General features: G+C 65.5%; 20 protein-coding genes and 1 pseudogene. 15 read left to right on the top strand and 6 right to left on the bottom strand.

From position 1 onward, the window contains the following. Positions 1–465: 465 nt before the first annotated feature. Entirely contained in the window at positions 466–951 is a 486-nt protein-coding gene (locus B9H04_RS05390) for a DUF7529 family protein (protein WP_049932974.1), read from the bottom strand. Positions 952–1031: 80 nt separating this feature from the next. Between B9H04_RS05390 and B9H04_RS05395 the strand changes: the two genes are divergently transcribed. The 6 genes from B9H04_RS05395 to B9H04_RS19420 all read left to right on the top strand — a co-directional run bounded on the left by B9H04_RS05395 (position 1032) and on the right by B9H04_RS19420 (position 8846). Continuing rightward, entirely contained in the window at positions 1032–3752 is a 2721-nt protein-coding gene (locus B9H04_RS05395; protein WP_085682513.1) for a dipeptide ABC transporter ATP-binding protein, read from the top strand. A 102-nt stretch (positions 3753–3854) separates the two neighbouring features. Continuing rightward, on the top strand, positions 3855–5555 hold the full coding sequence (locus B9H04_RS05400) for an ABC transporter substrate-binding protein (protein ID WP_049932976.1): 1701 nt from the start codon (positions 3855–3857) through the stop codon (positions 5553–5555). 50 nt (positions 5556–5605) lie between these two features. Further along, positions 5606–6619: an ABC transporter permease gene (locus B9H04_RS05405; protein WP_049932977.1), complete on the top strand. Its 1014-nt coding sequence runs from the start codon at positions 5606–5608 to the stop codon at positions 6617–6619. After that, positions 6616–7533, top strand: a complete 918-nt coding sequence (locus B9H04_RS05410) for an ABC transporter permease (protein ID WP_085682514.1) — start codon at positions 6616–6618, stop codon at positions 7531–7533. Before B9H04_RS05405 ends, B9H04_RS05410 begins: the two co-directional genes overlap by 4 nt. Beyond that, positions 7526–7873: a DUF7268 family protein gene (locus tag B9H04_RS05415; protein ID WP_049932979.1), complete on the top strand. Its 348-nt coding sequence runs from the start codon at positions 7526–7528 to the stop codon at positions 7871–7873. Before B9H04_RS05410 ends, B9H04_RS05415 begins: the two co-directional genes overlap by 8 nt. A gap of 223 nt (positions 7874–8096) precedes the next feature. Continuing rightward, positions 8097–8846 carry a CbiX/SirB N-terminal domain-containing protein gene (locus B9H04_RS19420; RefSeq protein ID WP_049932980.1) on the top strand — a complete coding sequence of 250 codons (750 nt, stop codon included), beginning with the start codon at positions 8097–8099 and terminating at the stop codon, positions 8844–8846. Positions 8847–8892: 46 nt separating this feature from the next. On the opposite strand, the pseudogene B9H04_RS05425 reads toward B9H04_RS19420, so the two are convergent. The 4 genes and pseudogenes from B9H04_RS05425 to cobN form a co-directional block, all read right to left on the bottom strand. Next, positions 8893–10149 (bottom strand): annotated as a pseudogene (locus tag B9H04_RS05425) (RNA-guided endonuclease InsQ/TnpB family protein). Between the two features lie 181 nt (positions 10150–10330). Beyond that, positions 10331–11110 carry a cobalt-precorrin-7 (C(5))-methyltransferase gene (locus tag B9H04_RS05430; protein WP_085682515.1) on the bottom strand — a complete coding sequence of 260 codons (780 nt, stop codon included), beginning with the start codon at positions 11108–11110 and terminating at the stop codon, positions 10331–10333. Then, positions 11107–11829, bottom strand: a complete 723-nt coding sequence (locus tag B9H04_RS05435; RefSeq protein ID WP_085682516.1) for a precorrin-8X methylmutase — start codon at positions 11827–11829, stop codon at positions 11107–11109. The genes B9H04_RS05430 and B9H04_RS05435 overlap by 4 nt, the downstream gene beginning before the upstream one ends. Next, entirely contained in the window at positions 11819–15733 is a 3915-nt protein-coding gene (cobN, locus tag B9H04_RS05440; protein ID WP_085682517.1) for a cobaltochelatase subunit CobN, read from the bottom strand. The genes B9H04_RS05435 and cobN overlap by 11 nt, the downstream gene beginning before the upstream one ends. A 33-nt stretch (positions 15734–15766) precedes the next feature. Between cobN and B9H04_RS05445 the strand changes: the two genes are divergently transcribed. Genes B9H04_RS05445 through B9H04_RS05460 form a run of 4 tightly spaced genes read left to right on the top strand, consistent with a single transcriptional unit; the run spans position 15767 to position 19255 of the window. Further along, positions 15767–17941 (top strand): VWA domain-containing protein, encoded by a 2175-nt coding sequence (locus tag B9H04_RS05445; protein WP_049932984.1) that lies wholly within the window; start codon positions 15767–15769, stop codon positions 17939–17941. A 56-nt stretch (positions 17942–17997) separates the two neighbouring features. Beyond that, positions 17998–18186, top strand: coding sequence for a CbtB domain-containing protein (locus B9H04_RS05450; RefSeq protein WP_049932985.1), 189 nt, complete (start codon positions 17998–18000; stop codon positions 18184–18186). After that, positions 18186–18908 (top strand): CbtA family protein, encoded by a 723-nt coding sequence (locus B9H04_RS05455; protein ID WP_049932986.1) that lies wholly within the window; start codon positions 18186–18188, stop codon positions 18906–18908. Before B9H04_RS05450 ends, B9H04_RS05455 begins: the two co-directional genes overlap by 1 nt. Beyond that, the gene (locus B9H04_RS05460) at positions 18908–19255 is read left to right on the top strand and encodes a (2Fe-2S) ferredoxin domain-containing protein (protein WP_049932987.1); all 348 of its coding nucleotides are present in this window, start codon (positions 18908–18910) and stop codon (positions 19253–19255) included. Before B9H04_RS05455 ends, B9H04_RS05460 begins: the two co-directional genes overlap by 1 nt. A gap of 13 nt (positions 19256–19268) precedes the next feature. Here the strand turns inward: B9H04_RS05460 and B9H04_RS05465 are convergent, their stop codons facing one another. Next, positions 19269–20072, bottom strand: a complete 804-nt coding sequence (locus tag B9H04_RS05465; RefSeq protein WP_049932988.1) for a DUF7839 domain-containing protein — start codon at positions 20070–20072, stop codon at positions 19269–19271. A gap of 151 nt (positions 20073–20223) precedes the next feature. On the opposite strand from B9H04_RS05465, the gene cbiT reads away from it, so the two are divergent. The 5 genes from cbiT to B9H04_RS05490 are packed head-to-tail and all read left to right on the top strand — an operon-like array spanning position 20224 to position 24462. After that, on the top strand, positions 20224–20811 hold the full coding sequence (cbiT, locus tag B9H04_RS05470) for a precorrin-6Y C5,15-methyltransferase (decarboxylating) subunit CbiT (RefSeq protein WP_049932989.1): 588 nt from the start codon (positions 20224–20226) through the stop codon (positions 20809–20811). Between the two features lie 28 nt (positions 20812–20839). Next, positions 20840–21583, top strand: a complete 744-nt coding sequence (locus B9H04_RS05475; protein WP_049932990.1) for a cobalt-factor II C(20)-methyltransferase — start codon at positions 20840–20842, stop codon at positions 21581–21583. Next, on the top strand, positions 21576–22508 hold the full coding sequence (locus B9H04_RS05480; RefSeq protein WP_049932991.1) for a cobalt-precorrin-4/precorrin-4 C(11)-methyltransferase: 933 nt from the start codon (positions 21576–21578) through the stop codon (positions 22506–22508). The genes B9H04_RS05475 and B9H04_RS05480 overlap by 8 nt, the downstream gene beginning before the upstream one ends. After that, a complete protein-coding gene (cbiG, locus tag B9H04_RS05485; protein WP_049932992.1) occupies positions 22508–23512 on the top strand; it encodes a cobalt-precorrin 5A hydrolase in 1005 nt (334 codons plus the stop codon). The genes B9H04_RS05480 and cbiG overlap by 1 nt, the downstream gene beginning before the upstream one ends. Then, on the top strand, positions 23509–24462 hold the full coding sequence (locus tag B9H04_RS05490; protein WP_049932993.1) for a precorrin-3B C(17)-methyltransferase: 954 nt from the start codon (positions 23509–23511) through the stop codon (positions 24460–24462). Before cbiG ends, B9H04_RS05490 begins: the two co-directional genes overlap by 4 nt. The last annotated feature ends 1 nt before the right edge of the window (position 24463 follow it).

Below are 24463 nucleotides of genomic sequence, written 5' to 3' on the forward strand. Positions count from 1 at the left end.
CACTACTCTCCACGAACCACGTTCGGTAGCGTTCCTGAGTTTCTAATCCGTAGTTTCAATTATTGTCACTTCATAGCAACGAGAAGGGTCTGGTCGGAACGGAGCGATTCCGAACGGCCTCCGGAGGCGGTCTATCCGCCACTAACGAGACAGTGTCCGAAACACCAACACGGTGAACACGAACGCAGACACGTTCGCCTCGTGCCTGTTGGTCGAGCAAGCCCAAAGGTAACTCCAAGTCCGTCGAAGCGACGTTGACTCCCTGCTGGCAAAAACAACAGATGAGAGTCAAACGACGCCGAGGATAGGAGTAACGGCGGGTTGGCACCGCCAGTCAGCCGCTGACCACGATGGCTGGGTTAAACGGGTTCCCGAAAAGTGGCAGAGTCATGGTTGCGAACCTGAAACTCCCAACGCTCGGGATTCCTCCGCCTTCAGGCGGAGGAGGATGTCAAGGGAGGCCGATCACTCGACAGGGTCCGGGAGAAACGGCGTCGGATCGTCATGGACGAACCGGACTGCGTCGTCGTTCAATCGACGGCAGAATAGGCGCACGGCCCCCGCCTCTCTGATCGATTCGAGTTTCTCCGCCGCCTGACTCGGATCGTAGTACGCGGGGACGAAGACAGCCGTTTCGCTCTCGGGCGCGATTTCGACGACCAGCACGTAGACCAGTTCGTTTCCCTCTGCCCGGAACACCTCGACGTCTCGAAATTGTCGGTCGTCGACAAGCGACTCTAGCTCCTCGAACTCCGAGCCGGGGAGGACGACGTCAAGGCCGGTCCGACGGTCCGAGTCGACCAAGACTGAATCGCCGGGATGGAGTTCGAGCGCTGTCCACCCGCGCTCTCGGTACTTCGTCGCAGTCGCTTCCATGTCCTCGATGACGGCGGACCATCCATCTTCCGCCTGTACGTTCGTGGGCACGTCGCCGCCTGCGGGTTCGTTCATACCAGCAGACGCTGGGGTAGCCGTATAAATGATTTCACTGTCCCCAAGATATATCTCCGTGAGGCTCACTACCGCCGGTAGTGACCGATCTGCTCTCGCTTTCCGCGCTCCAAACTGAGTTCAGAACCGAACGAGGCGCGGTCAAGGCCGTTGACGGTATTGACCTCTCGATTGAGCACGGAGAGACCGTCGGCCTCGTGGGTGAGTCGGGTTCCGGAAAGAGTGTCACCGCTCTCTCTGCGATGGACCTCGTCGACGACCCCGGCGACATCGTCGGTGGCCGGATCACCCTTGAGGATCCGGCGCTCGCAGCCTCCCTCCTCGACGAGTTCGACGATGCGTACGTTCCGTACCCGTCCGGGCTGATCGATGCGATCGCGGCTGTGAGCAGCGGGCTTCGCGCCGGACGGCGCGTTCCCGACACCCCTGCTGAGCTTCGCGGAATGGTCGATGACATCGTCGCCGAAGAGGACCCAAACGACCTTACGAGCCACCTCAGAACTGCCGCAGAGCGTCTCAAAACCGACGCCGACCCGAAGACCGTCGGTGACGACCTTGAGGCCGCACTCGCTGACGCCGTCGACGGCTTCGTGTTCCTCGATGCCGACGCCCGAGAGCGGATCCGCGCCGGCGCGAAGCCGACCGACGTTGATATCGACGAAGGAATCATCGACGTGACGGCAGCCCCCGAGGCGGCCGTCCGCCGGATCCGCGGCGGCGAGATGGGGATGATCTTCCAAGACCCGATGACCTCTCTCAACCCGGCGGTCACCGTCGGCGAGCAGATCGCCGAGTCCCTGCGGCTCCACCGGTACGGCGGTCAAAAACACGACTCGTGGCTCAATGGGGTCCGCGAAATTCTCCCGAAACTCGGAGGTCGAGAGGGTGAAGAAGAGGTGATGGACGAAGTTGTCAGGATGCTTCAGGCGGTCGGCATTCCGGAAGCGAAACAGCGCTTGGAAGACTATCCACACGAGTTCTCCGGAGGGATGCGCCAGCGCGTGCTCGTCGCTATCGCCCTAGCCTGCCGGCCGAACCTCCTCATCGCCGACGAACCGACGACCGCACTCGACGTGACGATTCAGGCGCAGATCCTCGATCTGATCGACGACCTACAGGAAGAGTTCGGGATGTCAGTCTTGATGATCACCCACGACCTCGGCGTCGTGGCCGAAACCTGTGACCGCGTGGCCGTAATGTACGCCGGCGAGATTGTCGAGGAAGGCCCCGTAGAAGAGATCTTCTCCAATCCCAGCCATCCCTACACCTACACGCTGCTCGAATCGATCCCCACCGAAGAAAAAGAGCGACTGACACCGATTGAGGGAAACGTCCCTGACCTGATCAGCATGCCCGACGGGTGCCATTTCGCGCCGCGCTGTCCCTGGGCCGAGCCCCAGTGCCGCGAGGGGGAGATTCCATATCTCCAGCACGGCCCGGACGATGTCGACCACCGGTCGAAATGCGTCCACGACGAGTTTGATAAAGATATGTACGGGACCGACGAACCCGCCGCTGGTTCCAGATCTGCCATCGGCGACCCGCTTGTCGAGGTCCGCGAGATGCGGAAGTACTACCAACAGGAGGATGGCGCGCTCGACCGGATGTTCGGCGGGGGTGACTCGAGCGTCAGGGCCGTCGACGGGATCGAGCTCGACGTCCACGAGCGGGAGACGCTGGGACTCGTCGGCGAGTCCGGTTGCGGGAAGTCCACAGCGGGACAAGCGATCCTCCACCTGGACCCGCCAACCGACGGGAGGGTCGTGTTCGCTGGTGAGGACCTCGGATCGCTCTCGAAATCGGATCTCCGTAAGCGCCGGAAAGACATGCAGATGGTGTTCCAAGATCCGATGTCGAGCCTCGACCCGCGGATGACAGCCGGCCAGACGATCATGGAACCGCTGAAGATTCACGGCCTCGCCGAGGGACGCCACCGCGAGCGCGTCTTCGAGCTGATGGACGCGGTCGGGTTAGAGCGCGGCCAGTTCGGCCGATACCCACACGAGCTTTCCGGCGGTCAGCGTCAGCGGGTCGGCATCGCGCGATCCCTAGCGGTGGATCCCGACTTCATCGTCGCCGACGAGCCGGTGTCGGCACTCGATGTGTCCGTTCAGGCGCAGATCATTAACCTGCTGGCGGACCTCCAAGAGGAGTTCGGGCTCACCTTCCTGTTCATCGCCCACGACCTGAGCGTCGTCCGCCACATCTCCGACCGGGTGGCGGTGATGTACCTTGGTGAGATAGTTGAGGTCGCCGAGACGGACGAACTGTTCGAGACGCCGAAACACCCATACACCAGAGCGCTCCTGTCCGCGATCCCGGAGCCCGACCCCCTCGCCGACACAGACGATCGAACGATCCTCAAAGGGGATGTTCCGTCACCGATCAACCCACCCTCCGGCTGTCGGTTCCGCACCCGCTGTCCATCGGTCATCCCGCCGGAAAACCTAGACATCAACCAGGAGCGCTATCGCGAGGTAATGTTCTACCGACAGCGATTAGAAGCGAGAGACATCGACCTCGATGCCATCGAGTCGGAGGTCCGAATCGAAGACGAGCCGGCGCGGACCGCCGTCGCCGACGGCGGCGAACATCCGACGCTTTTCAAGTACTTCTTCGACGGTCCGCTCTCGGGGGAGGCGCGAGCGGTCGTGGCCGAGTCCTTCGAACAGATCAAACACGACCGGTGGGACCAGGCAGAGGCCACACTCCGCGGGACGTTCGAGAGCGTCTGTGAACGAGACAACCCCGAACTCGGTGAGAGCGGTCATCCCGCTGCGTGCCACCTATACGACGAGTGACCTGTTGACAAGTGACTACAGGACCACTCAGCCGGAGCTTATGACGCGCTTTTGTCCTGTCGCTCCACCAGAATTATTTACCTAGCTCATATATGCCCATGTATGTGTCCTGATACCACAGGTACGTCACGACGCAGCTTCTTACAACGAGCGGGCGGCGCGACGGTAGCGACGGCATCGGTCGCCTCTCTTGCCGGGTGTGGCGGCGACGGTGGCGACGGTGGCGGCGGCGGCGACGGCGGCGACGGTAGCGACGGCGGCGACGGCAACAGCGGCGACGACACGACCTCGCTCCGCTACGGCCGCGGTGCTCACTCCAGTACCCTCGACCCGCAGAACACGACCAGCGGTGAGGTCGCGAAGGTCACCAATCAGGCGTACGAGGGGCTGATCGCCTTCCAACCGGGCGAAGCGTCGCTCGTCGAGTCGCTCGCCACCGACTGGTCGCTTGACGGCGACTCGGTGACGCTCACGCTACGAGAGGGGGTGAGCTTCCACGACGGGTCGGAGTTCACCGCCGACGACTTCATCGCCACGTACCGACGGTTCGTCGACGACGACTACGAGTACCACTTCGCGGACTCCTCCGTTTATGGGCCGTTCACCCTCGGCAACTGGATCGACAGTATCGAGGCCCCGGGCGACTACGAACTCTCGATCACGCTGACCCAGACGTACGCGCCGTTCCTCCGCAACCTCGCGATGTTCGCGGCCGTCGTCATCTCGCAGGACGCGATCGAGGGCGACACGAACCTCGGAGAGGAGATGGTCGGAACCGGTCCGTTCCAGCTCGAGACCCTCGACGACGCCAACAACCGCATCCGGCTCACCACCTTCGACGACTACTGGGGCGAGGCCCCGAACGTCGACCGGGTGCTATTCCTCACCCGCGGGCAGAACTCCACGCGTGCGCAGGCGCTCGTCGAGGAAGAGCTCGACATCATCGACGGGCTCGACCCTGACAGCATGCAGATCGTCGACGGGTCAGACACCGCGGAAACCCGAACGGCGACGGGGATCAACATCGGTTACATGGCGTTCAACCTCTCGCGGGTTGAAGCGTTCCGCGACCGCCGAGTCCGCCGCGCGATCAGCTACGCCATCGACACCCAGGCGATCGTCGAGAACATCTACTCCGGGATCGCCACGCAGGCCGACCAGCCGATCCCGCCCGCGCTGTTCGGGCACAACGACGACATCAGCCCCTACGAGTACGACCCCGAACAGGCGCAGAGCCTCCTCGATGAGGCCGGCTACGGCGACGGTTTCTCGTTCTCGCTGACGACTTTCCAGAACCCCCGCGGGTACAACCCGGCGCCGCTGCCGACCGCGCAAACGATCCGTTCGAACCTCGCCGAGGTCGGTATCGAGGTGTCGATCGATGACCGGCAGTTCTCCGACTACCTCACGTACACCAGCCAGGGGAGCCACGACGCGACGCTTGCCGGTTGGTACACCGACAACGCAGACCCCGACAACTTTTGTTACGTCCTCCTCCACCCGCAGACCGACGTGCCGGAGGGGCAGGACTGGGTCTCCTGGGACACCGAGGGGTTCAACACCTCGAACAACGCCGCGTGGGCTAACAGCGAGTACATGAGCGTCGTCGAAGAAGCCCAGCGGACCACGAATCAAGAAGACCGCGCCGAGCTGTATCAAGAGGCCGCCCAGATCGCGCACGACGAGGCGCCGTGGGTGTTCCTCGACTACGCCGACGAGGTCCGCGGCGTGTCCAACAGCGTGAATAACTACAGCGTCGCCGCGATCGGCGGGCCGTTCCTCGAACAGGTCGAGCTCGAGTAACTAGCGCCGAACGCAGACTTTTTGACCGTCCCACGCGCCCATTTCTCTGAATGGTCTCCAAACGCTTCGTCTTCAAACGGCTGCTCATGCTGTTCCCCGTGCTGTTCGGGGTCGCGACGGTGGTCTTCGCTATTCTCCACCTCTCGCCGGGCGATCCCGCCGTGGTCATCGCCGGCGACCGAGCGAGCCAGGAGTTCGTCAATCAGGTCCGCTCGGACTTGGGGCTCGACGACCCGCTCTGGCAGCAGTACGTTCGCTTCCTCGGCGAGGTGGCGACGTTCGACTTCGGCCAGTCTTATCAGGTGAACCGAGGCGCGGCGGTGAGCCAGATCCTCGCGGATCGCCTCCCGATCACGATCGAACTCGCGTTGCTCGGACAGTTCGCCGGCCTCCTGTTCGGGCTCCCGCTGGGTATTCTCAGCGCGGTCAAACAGGACACGTGGACTGATCATCTCACACGCATTGGCGCGCTGAGCGGGATCAGCGTCCCGATCTACTGGAGCGGTCCGCTGCTCATCCTGCTCTTCGCGCAGTTCCTCGGGCTTCTCCCGACCAGCGGTCGAATCGGCTCCGAGTACTTCGTCGAACCGGTCACGGGGCTTATTCTCGTCGACACGCTATTGGCGGGGAACGTCGCAGCGTTCCAGTCCGCGGTCGTTCACCTCCTCTTGCCGGTGGTGGTGCTCGGGATCTATCAGATGGCGCTGCTCTCGCGGATGATGCGCTCGTCGATGGTCGAGGTGATCCGCCAAGACTACATGCGAACCGCGCGCGCGAAGGGACAGGGCTCGAAGATCACCGTCATGAAACACGGCCTCCGCAACGCTTTTATTCCCGTCATCACCGTAGTTGGCATCCAGTTCGGATCGCTGCTCGGCGGCGCGGTGCTCACGGAGACTGTCTTCGAGATCAACGGCATCGGTACGCTGCTCGTCGACGCGATCAACCGTAGCGACTACCCCGTCGTCCAGGGTACCGTCCTCGTCTTCGCCGTATTGTACACGCTCGTTAACTTGGGCGTTGACCTCACCTACTCGGTCCTTGATCCACGTATCGAACAATGAGTACAGAGACACAGACCGGCGCCGTCGACCGAAGCATCGTCGAGCGGCTGCGCGCGAGCCCGTTCCTCTCGCAGCTCTCCTCGAACCGACTCGCGATCACCGGGATCATCATCATCGTGAGCGTCGTCCTGATCGCGGTCTACGCGCGGATCACCTACGACCTCAGCGAGCTCATGGCGACCCAGTTCGGGACGAATCCCGCTGAATCCCCGCCCAGCTCGGAGTACCTCTTCGGCACGGACGGGCAGGCCCGCGACATCTTCCCACGCGTGATGTACGGGGCCTGGTACGCGGTCCTCTACGGAACGGTCACCGTCGTCGCGTCGACGTTCCTCGGGGTGAGTCTGGGGATCGTCGCCGCGTACTACGGTGATCTGACCGACAACGTCATCATGCGGACGATGGACGTCCTGCTGTCGTTCCCGTCGCTACTCTTAGCGCTCGCGCTCGTCACCATCTTCCCGGAGGAGCTGGGCCTGTGGCGGGCCGTCGGGGCGCTGACGCCCGTCTACACGCCCCGGTTCGCCCGCGTCGTCCGCGGGGCCGCGCTGAAGGTGCTCGAAGACGAGTACACCGACGCCACGCGGGCGCTGGGCGCGACGGACCCGCGGCTGCTCGTTCGTCACGTCCTCCCGAACTGCCTCGCGCCGATAACGGTCCAGTCGACACTCAATTACGGGCTCGCGATCCTCGACATCGCCGCGCTGTCGTTCCTTGGCTTCGGTGCCAGTCCAGGGGAACCGACGTGGGGCATGATGCTTTCGAACGGTGTCGAGTTCGGGCTGTTCTCCGGGGCGTGGTGGTGGTCCTTCTTCCCCGGCCTGCTGCTCGCGCTGACGGTGCTCGGATTCAACCTCCTCGGTGACGGGATGCGCGACGCGCTCGACCCCCGGATGCGAGAGACCGTTGACTGACCGCGACGGACGGCCGTCTGGACGGACGGTCGCGTGGTGGGTCGGCATCGGCAGCCTCCTCGGGCTCGTCGTCGCGGGCACGCTCTTCCCGTTCGTCGAGGCGCGGCGAGCGACCGATACCTCGTTCGCACTCGGGGTGTTGCTGTTCGGCTTCGGCGTCGCGACGTGGGGCGGCGCGGTCGGGTTCGGCGACTCGATGTCGGCGGTTCAAAGCCATCTCGGAGGCGAATCCGCGTGGAGCCGCGAGGGCGCGCGACAGGCGTTCGCCGTGTTGACTTGGGTCGGCGCGGGCTGGGCGGGGACTGCAGTCGGGGCGTCGATACTGCTTGTCGGCGTGTAAACGAGACCCACTCCGATAACCCGTCCACCCTTGGGGGCGGCCATGAATGCTGTGTTGACTCGGTGGAAACGCTGCTACTCTATTAGAGAGTTAAACCGGGGATCTCCTGTGCGCGGAGTCGGCCCATCCGACCGCTGCCGGAGACACGTGGATAAGTTATTTACCTGATGCGCGTTACCACTGTATCAAGTCCAATTGTAGTAGACCAACAATATTTGTACACATGCCACGAGAAACACTAGTCCTCGTCGGGCGGAACGAGGTGCGTTCGGTCGCGGAGCAGCACGCCGATCGGTTACGACAGGCTGGTCTCGTCGACACGGTCACGACTGCGACGTACGAGGTAGAGCCGGAATCGGAGCTCAGAGAGGGTCTATCGGACGTTCGTGGTGATCGAGTCTACGCGGTTCCGCTGTGTTTCGCACACACCCACGAGACGCTGAAAGACGTTCCCAGAGCGTTGAACCGGCTTTCCGGAGAGGTGCGATACTGCGACCCGATTGGGAGGCGTCAAGCGGTGACCGAAGCGATTCGGAGCCAAGCCGAAGCGGCGAGCGACGCCGACGCTCTCTTGCTCGTCGCCCTCGGGAACAGCCGCGACGACCACGCGCAGACCGTCGCCGCATCCCATGCGGCCCGTCTGCGCGCGGAGTTCGACGAGGTCCGAACCGCGTATCTCCTCCAGAGTCCGGCCGTCGAGTGCGCGCGGTACACGCTCGATGCCGACCACGCGGTGGCGTGTCCGCTGTTCGTCGGAAATGGTGAGGCGACCCGAGACCGGATTCCCGAACAGCTCGAGTTACATCGGGGCGGGATCGACTACGCCGACCCATTCGGGGCGGACGACGTCGTCGCCGATGCGATCGCCGTCGCGGTCGAGCGCGCCCGCGCAAACTCCAAGCTCTCGACGCCGAGTCCCGACCTCGTTGCCGACGCTGAACCCGTGGCTACCGACGGGAGCGGACGAAACTAACTCGCTTCCCCTCTTTGCTCTCGTCAACAACCCCACCCTACTTCGCTCACCCTGATGGGTTCGCTCGTTGGGAGAGGGGCTTGTCCGTGAGCTCAGCCTCGAACCTGTCCGGGTAGGCGGTGAATCCGCCACTTGGCGTCACCGTTCCAGGCTTGAGGGCGAGTTGAGTGTCGCCCGTCCGCCGAGACGACTGTTGGCCCCGGCGGACATACCGCATCCCGATGTTCTTCGCCACGTTGTAGTCTGCGTTCGTTTCCAACTCACACTTCACGCACCGGAAATTGGTGCGAGTCGAGCGATTCTCGTCTGCCGTGAATCCACACTCGGCGCACCGCTTTGACGTGTGTGCCGACCCGACTTGCTTCACCGAGATCCCTTCCGTTTCAGCCTTGTACTCCACTTGCTCGTACAGTGTTCGGAACGCCCACCTGTGACCCCACGAGGCCCCCGTGCGGTCGCGGATGTGGGTTAGGTTCTCGAAGGCTATCACGTCGCACTTATACCGAAGTGCTTCGTCTACGATAGCGTTTTACGCTCGGTGAAGTACGTCGCGGACGTAGCGAAGTTCTCGGCCGCTCGATTGTTCGAGCGTCCGATGGGCACTCCTCGTCCCAGTCTGTTGGAGTCCGGCGCGTACCTTCTCGAACTCGCGGAGATCGTGGGTTAACTCCCGCCCGCTGAAGAAGGAGGCGGTGCTTGTGACGGCGAGGTTTTCGATGCCGAGGTCAACCCCGAGGACCGTCCCGTCCTCGGCGGTGTTCCGTTCTGTGTCGGTCTTGGGTCGGCGGAAGCCGATATGTAAGAGGTAATCGCCGTCACGGACGGTGAGCGTGCTTTCCGTGACGCTCCAGTTGTCGGAGTCGAGGTACTGCCGTTGGTAGCCATCGTCGGCGTCGGGGAGGGCGAGGTCGCACCGGACGCGACTCTCTGTGGTGGAGAGCGACACCGTATCATCATCAAATACCGTCATGGTCCGGGTGTCGTATTTCACCGTGGGTGCGGTGAAGGTGGGCTTACTCACCTTCTTGTCTTTCGCCTTCCGTTCGATACAGCCGGTGATGGCTTTGGCGGCTTGGTGGGTGGCGAGAATCGCGTGCTGACTTCCGAGGTCGGTGCATTCGCGCACGTCGTTGTATGCGAGGGGCTGTACGTCGCTTTTCGCGTTGTATTTGCCCCACGCCATGTCCGTGGCGAGTTGGCATCCACGCTTCCACTCGGAGATGGTCTCTTCGAGAAGGTCGCGTTGCTCGTCCGTTACCTCAAGACAAGTGATTGCCGTCCGATGTACGTAGTCGTCTCCCACGTCTTCAATGTAATCAATAGGCTACTCATAAATTGGTGTTTGCGACCAACACAAACGCGCTCTTCCCCTCCCTACTCGATCCCTCCGGTCGATTCTTGAGGAAGGGGACTCCGCGTTACCGCTTCAGTTGAAACTGGCGAGGGCCGACCGCGAGCCGGCCCGGTTCCATCGGTTCGTTTTGCTACCGCCGAACGACCAGCACGGATAGGTCGGAGAACGGCGAATCGCCCGGTTTGTCACCGCCCGCGTGCCCGGCGCGACCGCGAAGAGTCGTTCGGGTGATGCGTTCGTCGTCGTGGGTGAGTCGCTCGCAGACGAGCGCCTCCGCGTCCGGGTCGCCGCCGTGTTCAAGCAGGTCAGCGGCGACATCGCCGGGCATCCGGTCGAAGGGACGGGGCAACACGAGCAGGTGACGCTTCCCGACGTCGCGGCGCAGCCGGTCCATGCCCTCGGAGAGGTCGCCGCTCTTGTGGAGCGTGACGAAGGTCGCGTTCTCCATCGGCGTGCGCGCCCGACTGGCCGCGACCTGTAGCGAGGAAATCCCCGGGACGACGCGCACGTCGACCGAGCCGCCGGTCGCGTCGTCGACCGCTCGCCCGACCTTCCCGACGAACTGGTAGCCGGAGTGGTTCGGATCGCCCATCAGGACCGCAGTGCCCTGCTCCCCGCCGGCCACGCGATCGGCGAACGTCGCCAGCGCGTCCGCCTCGTCGCGATACCCGCACGTCAGACACTCCGCGTCGGTGCGATCGCGGACGAACTCGACGACCGTCTCGAACCCGACGACGACGTCTGCCTCCCGGATCGCGCGCTCGCTCCTCGGCACGAGGTAGTCTGGGTTTCCGGGCCCGATTCCGACGGCGTGGACGGTCATCACCGACTCGGTCACCCCGTCCTCTGGACGGTCCGCGGCGTACGCCGCCGGGTCCGGGCCGGAATCGAGGTCGTACTCGTCCGTCACGGGCTCTCCTCTCGAAGTGCGTCGAGCGTCGTCTCGCCGTTTCGGACGTCGCTGGCGGCGTGGACGAGCTCGTTCGTAAGCCCGGCGGCCACCCCGGACCCGCCGCGTCGACCGACGTTCGTGACCGCGGCGACGCCGTGTTCCGCTGCCACCTCGCGGACTCGCTCCCGGCTCTCGGCGGCCTTCACGAACCCGACCGGCGTCGCGACGACGACCGCCGGCCGCGTCCCCTGTTCGATGCAGTCGGCGAGCGCGAGCGCAGCGGTCGGCGCGTTGCCGACGACGGCTATCGCGTCGTCGTAGACGCCGCGTTCGTCGAGTTCGAGCACGCTCGCCGCGGTCCGGGTCATCCCGGTCTCCGCCGCGAGTTCCGCGCCGTTCCCGATCGCCTTCCTGACTTCGCAGTCGTGGCCGCGTCCCGTGATTCCCGACTTGACCATCGTGATGTCGGTCACGATCGGTCGCTCGTCGAGCACGGCCTCCGCGCCGACTGCGACCGGGTCGTTCGCGAACCGCATCAGGTGCGCGAATTCGGGGTCGCCGGTGGCGTGGACGGCCTTCGCACGTAGGCGGTCTGTCGGCGTCTCCTGTGGGACTAACTCGTGGACGCGGTCCATGCTCGTCTCGGCGATTTCCATCGCATCCTCGGTCGTCGCGCCGAGGTCGGCGTAGGCGGCGGTCCCGTCGCCGCCCCCCTCCGCTCCGCCCTCAGTCGTCATCGGCGGTCACCTCCGTCGGGTCGCGCGAGGCGCGCTCCTCAATGTCGCCGTCGACGCTGAGGTTGCGGTCCCGAAGTTCATCGACCGTCTCGGCGTCGGCGTCCCAGAGCCCGCGCTCGATCACCTCTAAGAGCGTGTCCGTGATCGACTCCAGCGCCCACGGGTTGACGTCCCGCATCCAGTCGGCCCGGTCGTCGTCGAGGGCGTACTTCTCGGCGACGTCCCGCCAGAGGCGGTCGGAGACGACGCCGGTCGTCGCGTCCCACCCGAGCGCCACGTCGACCGTCTTCGAGAGGTCGCCGGCGCCTTTGTAGCCGTGATCCTCCATCGAGTCGAGCCAGTCGGGGTTGAGAACCCGCGCGCGCATGGCCTTCCGGACTTTCTCCTCGTTCGTGTAGACATCGACGTTGTCGGGGTCAGAGGAGTCGCCCACGTACGACGCCGGTTCCTCGCCGGCCACCTCGGTGACGGCGGTGATGAACCCGCCGTGGAACGCGTACCAGTCCGAGGAGTCGAACTCGTCCTGCTCCATCGTGTCCTCGATCTTCACCGTCGCCTCGACGTTGCCGAGCCGACGCTCGAACGCGTCGTGTGCCGCGGAGGCGGTGCCGCGAGAGCCGAGCGCGTAGCCGCCCCACTGGACGTACACCTCGGCTAGGTCCGCGGCGTCGTCCCAGTTCCCCTCGTCGACGGCCTTGTTGGTTCCCGCGCCGTAGCCGCCTGGACGCGTCGTGAACACGCGGTGTTTCGCGGCCGTCTCGGGATCGTCGTGGCCGTCGGCGGCGAGTTCCTCGGCCTCCTCCTCGACGTGCTTTTTCACGTAGTTCATCTCGTGCGGCTCGTCCAGGGCGACCACCGCGTCGACCGCGTCGTGGATCACGCTTGCGGCCTGCGGGAACGCGTCCCTGAACAGGCCGGAGACGCGGGTCGTGGCGTCGACGCGGGGGCGGTCTAACTCGTCGAGCGGGATCGGCTCCACGTCGTCGATCCGCCCCGCGTCGGTCCAGACTGGTTTGACCCCCATCGTCGCCAGCACCTGCGCGATCGTCTCGCCTCGGGTCCGGACGGTCGGCGTCCCCCACGCCACGACGCCGATCTCCTCGGGGTACTCGCCCTCCTCGTCGCGGTGGCGGGTGAGCGTGTCGGCGGCGATCTCGTGACCGACATCCCATGCGGCCTTGGCGGGCACCTTCCGCGGGTCGAGGGTGTAGAAGTTCCGGCCGGTGGGAAGCAGGTCGACGCCCCCGCGAGTGGGCGCCCCGGAGCCGCCCGACGGAACGTACTCGCCGGCCAGCGCGTCGGCCGTGCGCGGGATCTCCGCTTCGGCACCGCGAACGCGAGGCGCGGCTTTCTCGGCGATGAACCGGAGCGCGTCCCGAAGATCGTCGTGGGCACCCCCCTGAACGCGGGCGTCGCCAAGCGGGTCGATACCGACGATCAGCAGATTGATCGTCGTCCCGTCGTCCGCGCCGGCGTCTGATTCCGACTCGGGCACGTCGAAGTCGTGGGCGGCCAGCGTCCGGACGAGCTCCTTGCTGGTCTCGTACACCTCGTCTGCGGCCTCACTGTAGGTCATGCCCAGCGTCTCGTCGTACTCGCCCGGGGCGTCGAGCATCCGCTCGTAATCGACGCCGAGCACGCCGGCGACCGACTCGCGGAGGCTCGGTCCGCCAGGGTTCTCCAGCCGGGTGAGCGCGACGAGGTACTCCACGAGGCGGTCGTCGACCGGCGGCTCGCCCATCGTGTGAAGGCCCAGCCGGATCTGGGTGTTCTTCACGTCGGTCAGGTACGCGTGGACCCGCTCGACGAGCTCCTCGACGGAGACCTTGTCGCCCGCGACCTCGCCGTCCGCGAGCGTCGTGCCGGCCTCGTCCGGCCCGCGGACATCTGCTTGCTTGTCGACTTCGCCGGCGATCCCGAGGTCGACGGCGAGGTCGAGATCGTCGACCGTCTCGCGGATGAGGTCGCCGAGTCGGGCGCCCTCGTCGGTACGGACCTCGGTGCCGCCTGCCTCGCGGTACCGGCGGGCGAGGTCTTCCAACTCGGCCAGCTCGTCGTAGCTCCCGGCGCGACGCATCACCGGGGTTAGGTAGTCCACAACGGCAGCGTACGAGCGGCGCTTCGCCTGCGTCCCCTCGCCGGGGTTGTTCACGATGTACGGGTAGACGTTCGGGAGGTCGTCGATCAGGCCGTCCGGCGCGGAGCCGGAGCCAAGCCCGACCGTCTTGCCCGGCAGCCACTCCAGCGAGCCGTGCGTGCCGAGGTGGACGACGGCGTCGGCGTCGAACTCGTTCCGGAGCCACCCGTAGAAGGCGACGTAGTCGTGCGGGGGCCAGAGGTCGGAGTCGTGGTACACCTTCTCCGGGTCCATCCCGAACCCGCGCGGGGGTTGGACCGTGACGAGGACGTTGCCGAACTCGACGCCGGGGATCGCGAAGGGCCGATCGGGCGACTCGCCCCACTCGTCGAGGACGCCGTCGCGGAACCGGTCGCTCGCCGCGTCGAACCACTCAGCGTACTGTGCGGGCGACACGGTGTCGACGCTGCGGTCGCGCACGTCTCCCGGCGCGACCCATCGGTCGTCGAGCGTGAGCTGGCTCGTGAGCGCGTTGATGAGTTCCTCCCCGTCGGCGATCGGGGTGTCTCCCCTCTCGTCCGTGCCTTTCGACCCGAGGTCGTAGCCGCGACCGTTCAGCTCCTCTAGCAGGTTGACGGTCGATTCGGGTGAATCGAGTCCGAACGCAGTCCCGATCCCGTCGTCGCTCGGCGGGTAGTTGTGTAGCACGACCGCGACCTTCTTGTCCCTATTCGGCGTGTGCCGGAGCTTCGCCCAGTTGACCGCAAGCCGCGCAGCGTGGTCGACGCGATCTTCGATCGGGAAGTGCTGTTTGGGTGCGGAGCCGATGCCTGCGGCATCGTCAGTGCGCTCTTTCCCCGAGATCGGGTGTGTGATGACGTTCCCATCAAATTCGGGGAGCGCGACCGAGAGCGCGAGCTCGAAGCCCATCACGCCGGTATCGCTCGACTCGTACCGGGAGCGCGAGCGCATTGTGGTTACGGTTTGGATCACGGGGACACCGAGGTTGTCAAGGAACACGCTCTCCGCGTCGGCACCCTCGTCAGCGGCGTCGCGCCCGCGTTCGCTCATCGACAGTGAGAACATGAACGATGAGAGCACAGCGTCGATGACCGGGTCGTCTCCATCGTCGGTGAAATAGTGCTCGGCGGTCCACTTCGCGTCCTCTTGATTTGGCTCGTCGCTAACGGGATTACAGAACACGGGCAACACGTTCGCGCCGAGCGCTTCCAATCGGCGGACCTGCGCGTCGACGTATCGGACGTTCTCGTGCGTCCAGTGCGACTCGTAGAACCAGACGCCGACCGTCGGCGCGTCCGAGTCAAATGTCGCGATCAGTTCATCGTAGTCTACACCGGGGTAATCAGGGTGGTATACGCCCTCTGTCGGAAGTTCTATCGGGCCGTCGATCCCTCCCTCGACCGTTTCGTCGCCGTACTCCCGAGCGAGGAACCGCATCCCGTTCGCGATGTTAACTGTCCCACCGTAGTCGAGGTACTCGGAGACCGTCGCCCGGTCGGGCGAGGCGACCGTGGTGTCCTGCAGCGCGAAGGCGTCGCCCGTCGCTTTCACCACGAGCGGCACCCCGGCGTCTCGGAGCTCATCGACCGCGAACTCGTATGCCGGCATGCTGTCTTGCCCGCCGTGGAGCCAGAGGACGACCGCGGTCGCGTCTCTGAGCTCGTCCACGAACGACGCCACGTCGCGTTGCTCGTCGAGGTCGCTGTCGGACCGAACGACGAGATCGATTCCCGTGAGCTGCTCCGCCGCCGTCTGGACCGCTCCCAGCTCGTTCTCCGTCGCCGTGTAGAGGCCGATTTTTGTCACAAGTTATTAAACCTCCTCTGTAATAACACAAGTATGGTTGATTTGGGGACAAACAAAAAAGTTTCCACCCCCCTGCCGGCGGTCGTCGGCCAAGCGGATCTCAAACGGGTTCTTCTCGCGTTAGCGGTCGAACCAGGTCTCAGCGGTGCCCTCCTCAGGGGGGAAAAGGGGACTGCCAAATCGACGTCCGTCAGGGCGCTCGCAGACCTATTACCCGAACAGACAGTCGTCGCCGATTGCCCGTACGGTTGTCCACCGACAAACGCAACCGGTACCACGGACGACTATTCCGGCAGCGACCAGTGTGCCTCGTGCCGCGATCGCGAGGATCCGCCGGTGGAAACGAGACCGGCTCCGCTCGTGACGCTCCCGCTCGGTGCGACCCGCGACCGAGTGGTCGGGACGCTCTCCGTCTCCGACGCGCTCGACGGCGACGCCGAGTTCGACCCGGGACTACTTGCCCGCGCCAACCGCGGCGTCCTCTACGTCGACGAGGTCAACCTGCTTCCGGACCATCTGATCGACGTGCTGCTGGACGCTGCCGCGATGGGAACGAACCACGTGGAGCGCGACGGTGTCAGCGTCGCCCACCCCGCCGAGTTCACGCTGATCGGGACTATGAATCCGGAGGAGGGTGAGCTTCGACCCCAGCTGCGCGACCGTTTCGACCTCTGCGTCAACGTCACGGGAAGCGACGAGATCGACGAGCGCGTCGAGATTCTGGACCGAGTCGTCGACGACGACGGCGGCCAAGACCTCCGCGCGGAGTTCGAAGCGGAGACGGCGGCCCTCCGAGAGCGCGTTCACAACGCCCGCGACCGCCGACCCGCGATTCCCGAGGAGTTCAAGCGCGACATCGCCGAGCTCTGCCGGGACGCGGACGTCGACGGCCACCGCGCCGATTTCGCCATCGCTCGGGCCGCCCGGGCGTTCGCCGCGCTCGACGGACGACCGAAGGTCATCGAGTCGGACGTGGCTGACGCCGCCGAGTACGGCTTGAGTCATCGATTACAGAGCCGTCCGTTCGAGGAGCCGGTCGACCCGGAAGAGGTGGTGGACGATCACTTCGGCGACGACACTGCCGAGGGCGACCGCGATCCGGAGGCCGACACCGACCCGCTTGGGGACGGTGACGGGACGGATACCGAGGATCCCGATCCGGACGGGAGCGACCCGGATCAAGGGTCCGGTGCCGACGGAGAGTCGGTCGGTGGGGAGAGTCGCTCAGACACGAACCGAGGAGGAAACTCCGACGACCGTGGTACCGACGGACCCGACCGCGATCGGTCCGGCGCTCCCGATGGCTCCAGATCGGAAGACGCCGACGACACCGAACGCCCGCCGAGCAACGCGGCGGCTGCGGACCGCGGCGACGGAGCGGACGAGGAGGCGCCTGATTCCGACGGTGACGACGAGGCCGCACCGATCCCTCCAGGACGCGCTCGCGCGGGAGTAGCCGACGCAGCGGCACCGGAGGTCCCGTCACCCACGAGTCGCAGTGACGCGACGGGTGAGGGTGACGGCCGACACGCGGCGGCGCCGTCTCCCGAGGGTCGCGGGCCGACAGTGCGAACGGAACGCGCAGAGGAGACGGAGTCAGTTGACCCGGTATCAACCGTGCGGGCGGCCGCGCAGAACGGCCGATCGCGACCGGCCGATACCGACCTCCGACGGGCGGTTCGAGCGGACGACGCCGACACCCTCACGGTGTTCGTCACTGACGCCAGCGCGTCGATGGCCCCCGCGATGCGCGCGGCCAAGGGCGTGGCCTTAGAACTGTTACGAGACGCGTACACCGAGCGGGACGAGGTGGCGTTAGTCTCGTTCGGCGGCGACGGAGCCGAGGTACTCCTCCCGCCGACGACGAGCGTAACGCTGGCCGCGCGTCAACTGAAAGAGCTCCCGACGGCGGATCGGACGCCGCTTCCGGACGGACTGAATAAAGCCGCGACGCTTATCGAACGGAAAGGGTCGGCCGCGGCGACGGTCGTGCTCGTTTCTGACGGTCGCGCGAACGTCGCGAAGGGCAGTCCAACGGCTGCGACCCGTCAGGCGGCCGAACGGGTCGCGGAAACGGACGCGTCCGTTCTCGTCGTCGATGCGGGCGAGTCGAGGGCCGGCGTCCTCGACATCGTGTGCGAGACGACAGACGCGAGGCGGACCCCGCTCGCCGCGCTCTCAGCGGACGCGGTGCTTGGAGACGAGTAAGGTTTCTGTGGAGCGTAAGTTTTACAATCTGACTTTACTTTTTCCAAGTTGGATTTATGTCGACAAACACCGACACCGTCGCCGACCGGTTCGCAACGGCCGGGGCACAGATCGATCCGGTAACCGCGCTTACCGCTCTGGCGCTCGTCGCAGCGCTGGGCTTTACGCTCGCATTCTTACAGGAACCACTCGTCCACGAGGCGTTACACGACTTCAGACACGGGGCCGGGATCGTCTGCCACTAATGATCGATCGGCTTCGATCGGGCGTTACAGCCGGAGCCCTCGTCGGCCTGGCATACGGGCTGTTCACGTGGCTGGTCGTCTCGCCGGTCGTCCGCCACTTGGAGCACCTCGCGTCTCACGGCGGCGACCACGGACACAAGGTGGCACCCGCCGTTGGTGAAACCACCACAGCGGTTATCAGCGCCGGGGGCGGCGTCCTGTGGGGAATCCTGCTGGGTGCCGCGTTCGGCGTCGCGTACCATCTATTTGAACCGGGACTTCCCGGCGGAACACTGAAGCCGTACGTCCTCGCGGGAGCCGGATTCCTGACGGTCTCCGTCGCCCCCTGGACGGTGCTTCCGCCGGCCACGCCGGGCATGGAACCGCTGTACGGATCGTCGCTTCGCGTTCCGCTCTACCTCGGTCTGATCGTTGTTGGCGGTCTCGTCGCGGCGACAAGCATCCTCGGGTACGTCCGCACGGCCCGCACACGCGGTCGTAGTAGCGGCGTCTTCGTCGCGTTACTTCCGCTGGTAGCGCTCGGCCTTCTCTCGGTCGTCGCTCCGCCGACGCTGACCAGCGGCGGCGCTCCTACCGGGCTATCGGCCGCGTTCCGATGGCTCGTCGGCCTCTCGCAGGCCGGCCTGTGGGCGCTAATCGCCGTCGTCTTCCGCCGTTTCGACCGACGCGTCGATCGCCGTGGCACGAACGCGCCGATGGCGACAGCGAGGGGAGGCGACTGATGGAACGACGAACGGAGCAGATGCGCGAGCGCGGGGTGAGCGCGACCGTCCTCGTCTGTACCAACGACCGGACGGAACACGCCGCCTGCGCCGCCGTCGATGGCAACGGGGTCGCCGACGCTATCCGAAACTGGCTCCGCGAACGCGACCGCTACTGGTCGGAGGTCGCCGTCGCGGAGACCTCCTGTCTCGGGATGTGTAGCGAGGATGGCGTCGCTGTCGTCGTCCAACCGCACGACGAGTGGTTCGCAGAAGTAGCGGTAGACGACGTGCCGAGCCTCATGGCAGGAATGTTCGAGGCTACTGGAGACGATCCCACCGCGACGGAACCTACGACGACCGGTTGAATAGCCCGAGGGGCTAGAACGCGTCCGAATCGAGCACTCGGTGGGGGACATTCTGATCTCGGAGCTTAGAGGTGTGGCGCGGGATCTCGTCGGTCACCGCCACCAGAAGCACGTCGAGGCCGAGCATCCCCGCCTCGGCGACGCCCTCTGCGGTTCCGAACCGAATGTCCGGAGCGACGTCGCTCTGAGAGACGAGCGCGTACGCCTCCGTTCCGGCGACCGCGACGAGTCCCTCCTCCGGGACGCGCGTCGAGACGACGTCCGAATTCGGCCGGTCAGCGTCGGTGACGGTCGGGACAGGCAGCACCGAGACGGTTCCGGCGTCGTAGTCGACGACGCCCTCGAAGTCGGCGACGCCGACGGCCTCGCCTTTTTTGCCGCTCGTGACGGTGACTGCGGTCGCGGTCCCGCCGGCGGGGTTGGCGTGTAAGATGCCGTCGCGCATCACGATTCCGACCTCGATCCCTTCGTCCACGTCGTCTAATGCGATCGCGGCGTCGACTTCGACGCTCCCGAGCACATCGGAATTTACCCGTTCGAGATACGTCTCCAGATCGTCCGTCCGAGAGATGAGCCAGTCGACGCCCTCCTTCGTCACCTCGTACCGACCGCGACCCCTCTTTTCGACGTACCCCGACTCGACGAGGTCGCGGACGTAGTCGCTGACCGCCTGAGAGGTCACACCGATCGTGTCCGCGATCTCGTTCTGGCTCACGGCCGGCTGGCGGGCCGCGATCTCAACGAGTATCTGATACCGGGTCGCGCTCCGTTTGTTTTCGAGGACGTCTGGTGAGTTCTCGCCGTCGGCGTCGGCCATTACCGGACATTTTCCTGCCACAAACAAAGTCTTGTTGTCTGTTTCACAGCGCATTTGCTCTGATCGAGCCGCTCGAGGGTGCCTTTGTAAAGCCAACTTTAGTAAAAACAACCAAAATTGTTTTGTGGCGTTGTTCACTTGTGTAGCGTGAATGCAGGCGACAAACCTTCCGAACGACGCGAAAGCGGGACCGACCAAGCCGGAGGTCCGGGCGGTGTTGGCGCGGAAGCTCGCGCTCGGTCCCGACGACCACTTCGTCGAGGTCGGCTCCTGTACCGGCGCTGTAACGATCGAAGCCGCCCGCCGAGCGGGGCGGGTAACGGCGCTCGAACGGAAATCGGAACGGGTTGAAGCGACCCGAGCGAACCTCGACGCCAACGAGTACGGCGCCGACGTGCGGCTCGTGAACGCCGAGGCGCCGGAGAGACTTCCCGACGACGGTGACGTGGTTTTCCTCGGGGGATCACGAAACTACGAGCGAGTTCTCGACGACGCCGTCGCCGCCGGCTACGACCGGATCGTGATGAACGTGTCTCGGCTCGAAGTCGCAGGTGAAGCGGCCCGAGCCTTCCGCGACCGCGACCTCCTCGATGAAGTGTTGTGCCTCCAGATGGCGACCGGCTACGATCTGGCAGGCGCGACGAGTTTCGACGCCGACAACCCTGTGTACATGCTCGTCGGCGAGCCGGGGTCCAGCGAAGAGCCAGGACCTAGTGAAAAGCCGGGTGATAGCGAATGACTCGGAGGGTCCGTGCCGGAGGCGTCGCATGACTCTGTACGGCGTGGGGCTCGGCCCCGGCGATCCCGACCTGATCTCCGTTCGCGGACGGGAGATCCTCGACGGGGTCGACGTGGTGTATTCTCCGGGTCGACTCTCGCGGGCGGTCGCGACCGAGCACGTCCCGGAGAGCCGGATCGGGGACCTCGATTTCCCGATGACGAGCGACGAAGAGCGGCTGCGCGAGGCGTGGAAGGAGGCCGCGGCCGAAATCGCCCCAGAAGCGCGCGCCGGCGACGCCGCGTTCGTCACGCTCGGCGACCCGAACGTGTATTCGACGTTCGGGCACCTCAGACGGACTCTCGACGCATTCCATCCCGACATCGACGTGGAGGTCGTGCCCGGGATCAGCGCGATGACGGCGTTCGCGACGGCACTCAACGTCGAGGTCGAAGCCGGCGCCGGACTCGCGCTCCGCGAGGCCGCCGGCGGACACGCGCCGACCGGGCCCGACAGGATGATCCTATTCAAAGTGACCAACGCCCCTGAGACGGCTCGCCAGCTCGATCGGGCGGGCTACGACGTGCGGTTCGGACGGCGGCTGTTCATGGACGCGGGCGAAACGGTCATCACCGACGACGCCGAGGCGGTGGCGGACCGCGACTACTACACGCTCGCGTACGCCAAACGCCGCGGGCTGGAAACGTCGCGGGCGACCGACGAGTTCGCGGCCGACGTGGACACGAACGGTCGCGTCTCCGCGACCACCGACGTGGAGGTCGGCGATGACTGACGGTCCGGTCGATTCGCAGGCGGCCATAGACGGCGTCGGCGACCGGACGGCGGGCGAACTCGATCCCCGGGTCCACGAGTACACCCCCGGCGAAGATCAAGAGGGGATTCCGTTCATCGGTGCCGGCCCAGGCGACCCCGGGCTCCTCACCGTGCGCGGCAAGGAGCTCGTCGACGAGGCTGACCTCGTCGTCCACGCCGGGTCGTTAGTCTCCAGCGCGCTCTTGGAGGAACACTGCGCCGACGCGGAGTTGGTGAACTCCGTAGGCAAAGACCTCGAAGAGCTCATTCCGCTGATGCGGGACGCCCACGAGAGCGGTCGTACCGTCGTTAGACTCCACAGCGGCGATCCAGCGGTGTACGGCGCCGCAATCGAGCAGATCGACGCGCTCGAAAGCGAGGGCGTCCCGGCGTATATCGTCCCCGGCGTCACCTCGTCGTTCGCGGCGGCGGCGACGCTGCGCACCCAACTCACGCTGAACGGCGTCGCGAACCACGTTGCGTTCACGCGTCCACGAGGGAAGACACTTGACGCCGAGGACGACCACGTCGCCGAATTCGTCGAGATGGGCGACGTGACGACTTGTATCTACCTCGGTACCCACGCAGTGAGTGATACGATGGACCGCCTGCTCGATCGCGACGGCGTCGACCCGGACACGCCGGTCGCGGTCGTCTATCACGCCTCGTGGGACGATGAGGACGTGATCACCGGATCGATCGCCGACATCGGCGAGAAGGTGGAGGCGGCGGGCTACCGCGCGTCCGCGATGGTCCTCATCGGCGAGGCTGCGACGGGTGAGGGGTACGAGCGGTCGTTCCTCTACGGCGATTGGGCGAACGGCGGAGCAGCCGACGCGGGGAGCGACGGATCGAATAGCGCCGGAGGCGCCGCGGAGACGACCGAAACAGAGGCAGACGACTAATGAGCACCGACAGCGACGACGGAACGAACGCGAGTAGCACCGACGCGACCGACGACTCCGGCGGCGGGCACTGTTCGACGGCGGATTCGGACGGCGAAGTGGCAGAAGAGATCGCGGTCATCAGCTTTGAGCGGAAGCTCGATACCGCCGAGGAAATCGTCGAGGAGATCGGCGACCGCTACGAGTCGATCGACGTGATCGAGTACCACGGCGACGTGTTCGCCGAGCATTGGGGCGAGTACGACTGCTTCGTCGGACTGATGGCCTCCGGGATCGCCATGCGGAAGACCGCGCCGTTGCTCGACGACAAGTGGGACGACCCCGCGATCGTCGTGATCGACGAGGAGCTTACTTGGGCGATCCCGATCACCGGCGGTCACCACGGCGCCAATCAAGTGGCAGATGACCTCGCGACGCTCGGCGCTGTGCCGGCGATGACCACCGCCTCAGAAGCAGCGGACAAACAGGGCGTCGAGAAGCAAGCGAAGGCGCTGTCCGCACACGTCGTCAACGGTGACTCCACGGTCGCGACGAACCTAGCCGTCCTCGACGACGAACTCGGCCCGGTCGGACGGCTCGACGGGCCGCGGGCAGTGCTGGTCGACGACGACGTGACGGTCCTCAAACGCAACCTCGACGATGGGGTCGTCCTCGGTACGGGCTCGGTTTCCGGTGCGGATAAAGGCCGATTCCTCGATGCCTGGGACCGAGCGCTCTCCGAGGTCGATCGCGACTGGGCCGATGTCGAGTTCGTCGCCACTGGGACGCGAAAGGCCGATGAGGAAGGCCTTCTCGCCGCGGCCGCGACGCGTGACGTCGGAGTCGTCGCGTTCGACAAGGAGACCCTGCTCGAATTCGAGGGACCGACGCCGTCGAAGGCGAAAGAGCTCATCGGCTGGCCGGGCGTCGCCGAGGCGAGCGCCATCGCCGGCGGCGCCGACCACGAACTCGTTACGGAGAAGACCAGCTACGAGAACGAAGTGACCGTGGCGGTGGGGCGATGACCGGTAACGGCTCGTCTCCCGGCGGCGCGGACGAGGCGCCGGACGGCATGGGAACGCTGTACGTCGTCGGTATCGGTCCGGGACTCCCGCACGCGATGACCCAGCGGGCCCGCGACGTGATACGCCACGCCGACTGCGTCATCGCCTCGAACCTCTACCAAGAATTCCTCCGGCGGGACGGCACCATTCCGCCCGAGTCGCGGACGGAGGATGCCGCCGCCACGGACGGCGGTGCCGCGGTCGGCTCGGTCGACGACAGTACCGACCACGCCGGCTGGACGGTCGGAAACGTCGGCACCCATCCCGACGGCGAGACCGTCGAGATCGTTCGGTCCTCGATGGGCCAGCAGATCGAACTCGCCCGGGAGGCGTTCGAGCGCGTCCGAGACGGACAAGACGTGGCGCACGTCTCCGGGGGCGATCCCAACGTGTACGGGAAGTCTGATCTCGTTTATTTGATGGCCGACGAGGACGACGCCGACGACGTCCCAATCGAGATCGTGCCCGGCGTGACGGCCGCGCTCGGCGGTGCCGCGATGGTCGGCGCGCCGCTCTCGAACGACTTCTGTACGATCTCGCTGTCGGACAAGTGGCGCGGTTGGGAGGAAATCGCAGAGAAGCTTCGCGCTGCGGCGGTGTCGGACTTTTCGATCGTCCTCTACAACTGCTGGCGTGACTACGAGCGCGCGATCGAGGTGCTCCGGGAACACCGCACCGACGACGCCCTGGTCGCGATCGTCAACGACGCCGGGCGCGGCGAGGCCGGCCGTAACTTGGACGACGAGACGTACACGCTGACGACACTGGGCGAGGCGACCGACCACGACGACGAGGTCGGCGGCATGGGCACATCCCTGATCGTCGGCACCCACGAGACGGAAATCTGGGAGAACGACTACGACCAGTTCCTCGTCACCCCGCGTGGCGGGCGAGATGTCGACGACTTCTGAC

This window comes from Halorubrum ezzemoulense DSM 17463, assembly GCF_002114285.1.
Taxonomy (GTDB): domain Archaea; phylum Halobacteriota; class Halobacteria; order Halobacteriales; family Haloferacaceae; genus Halorubrum; species Halorubrum ezzemoulense.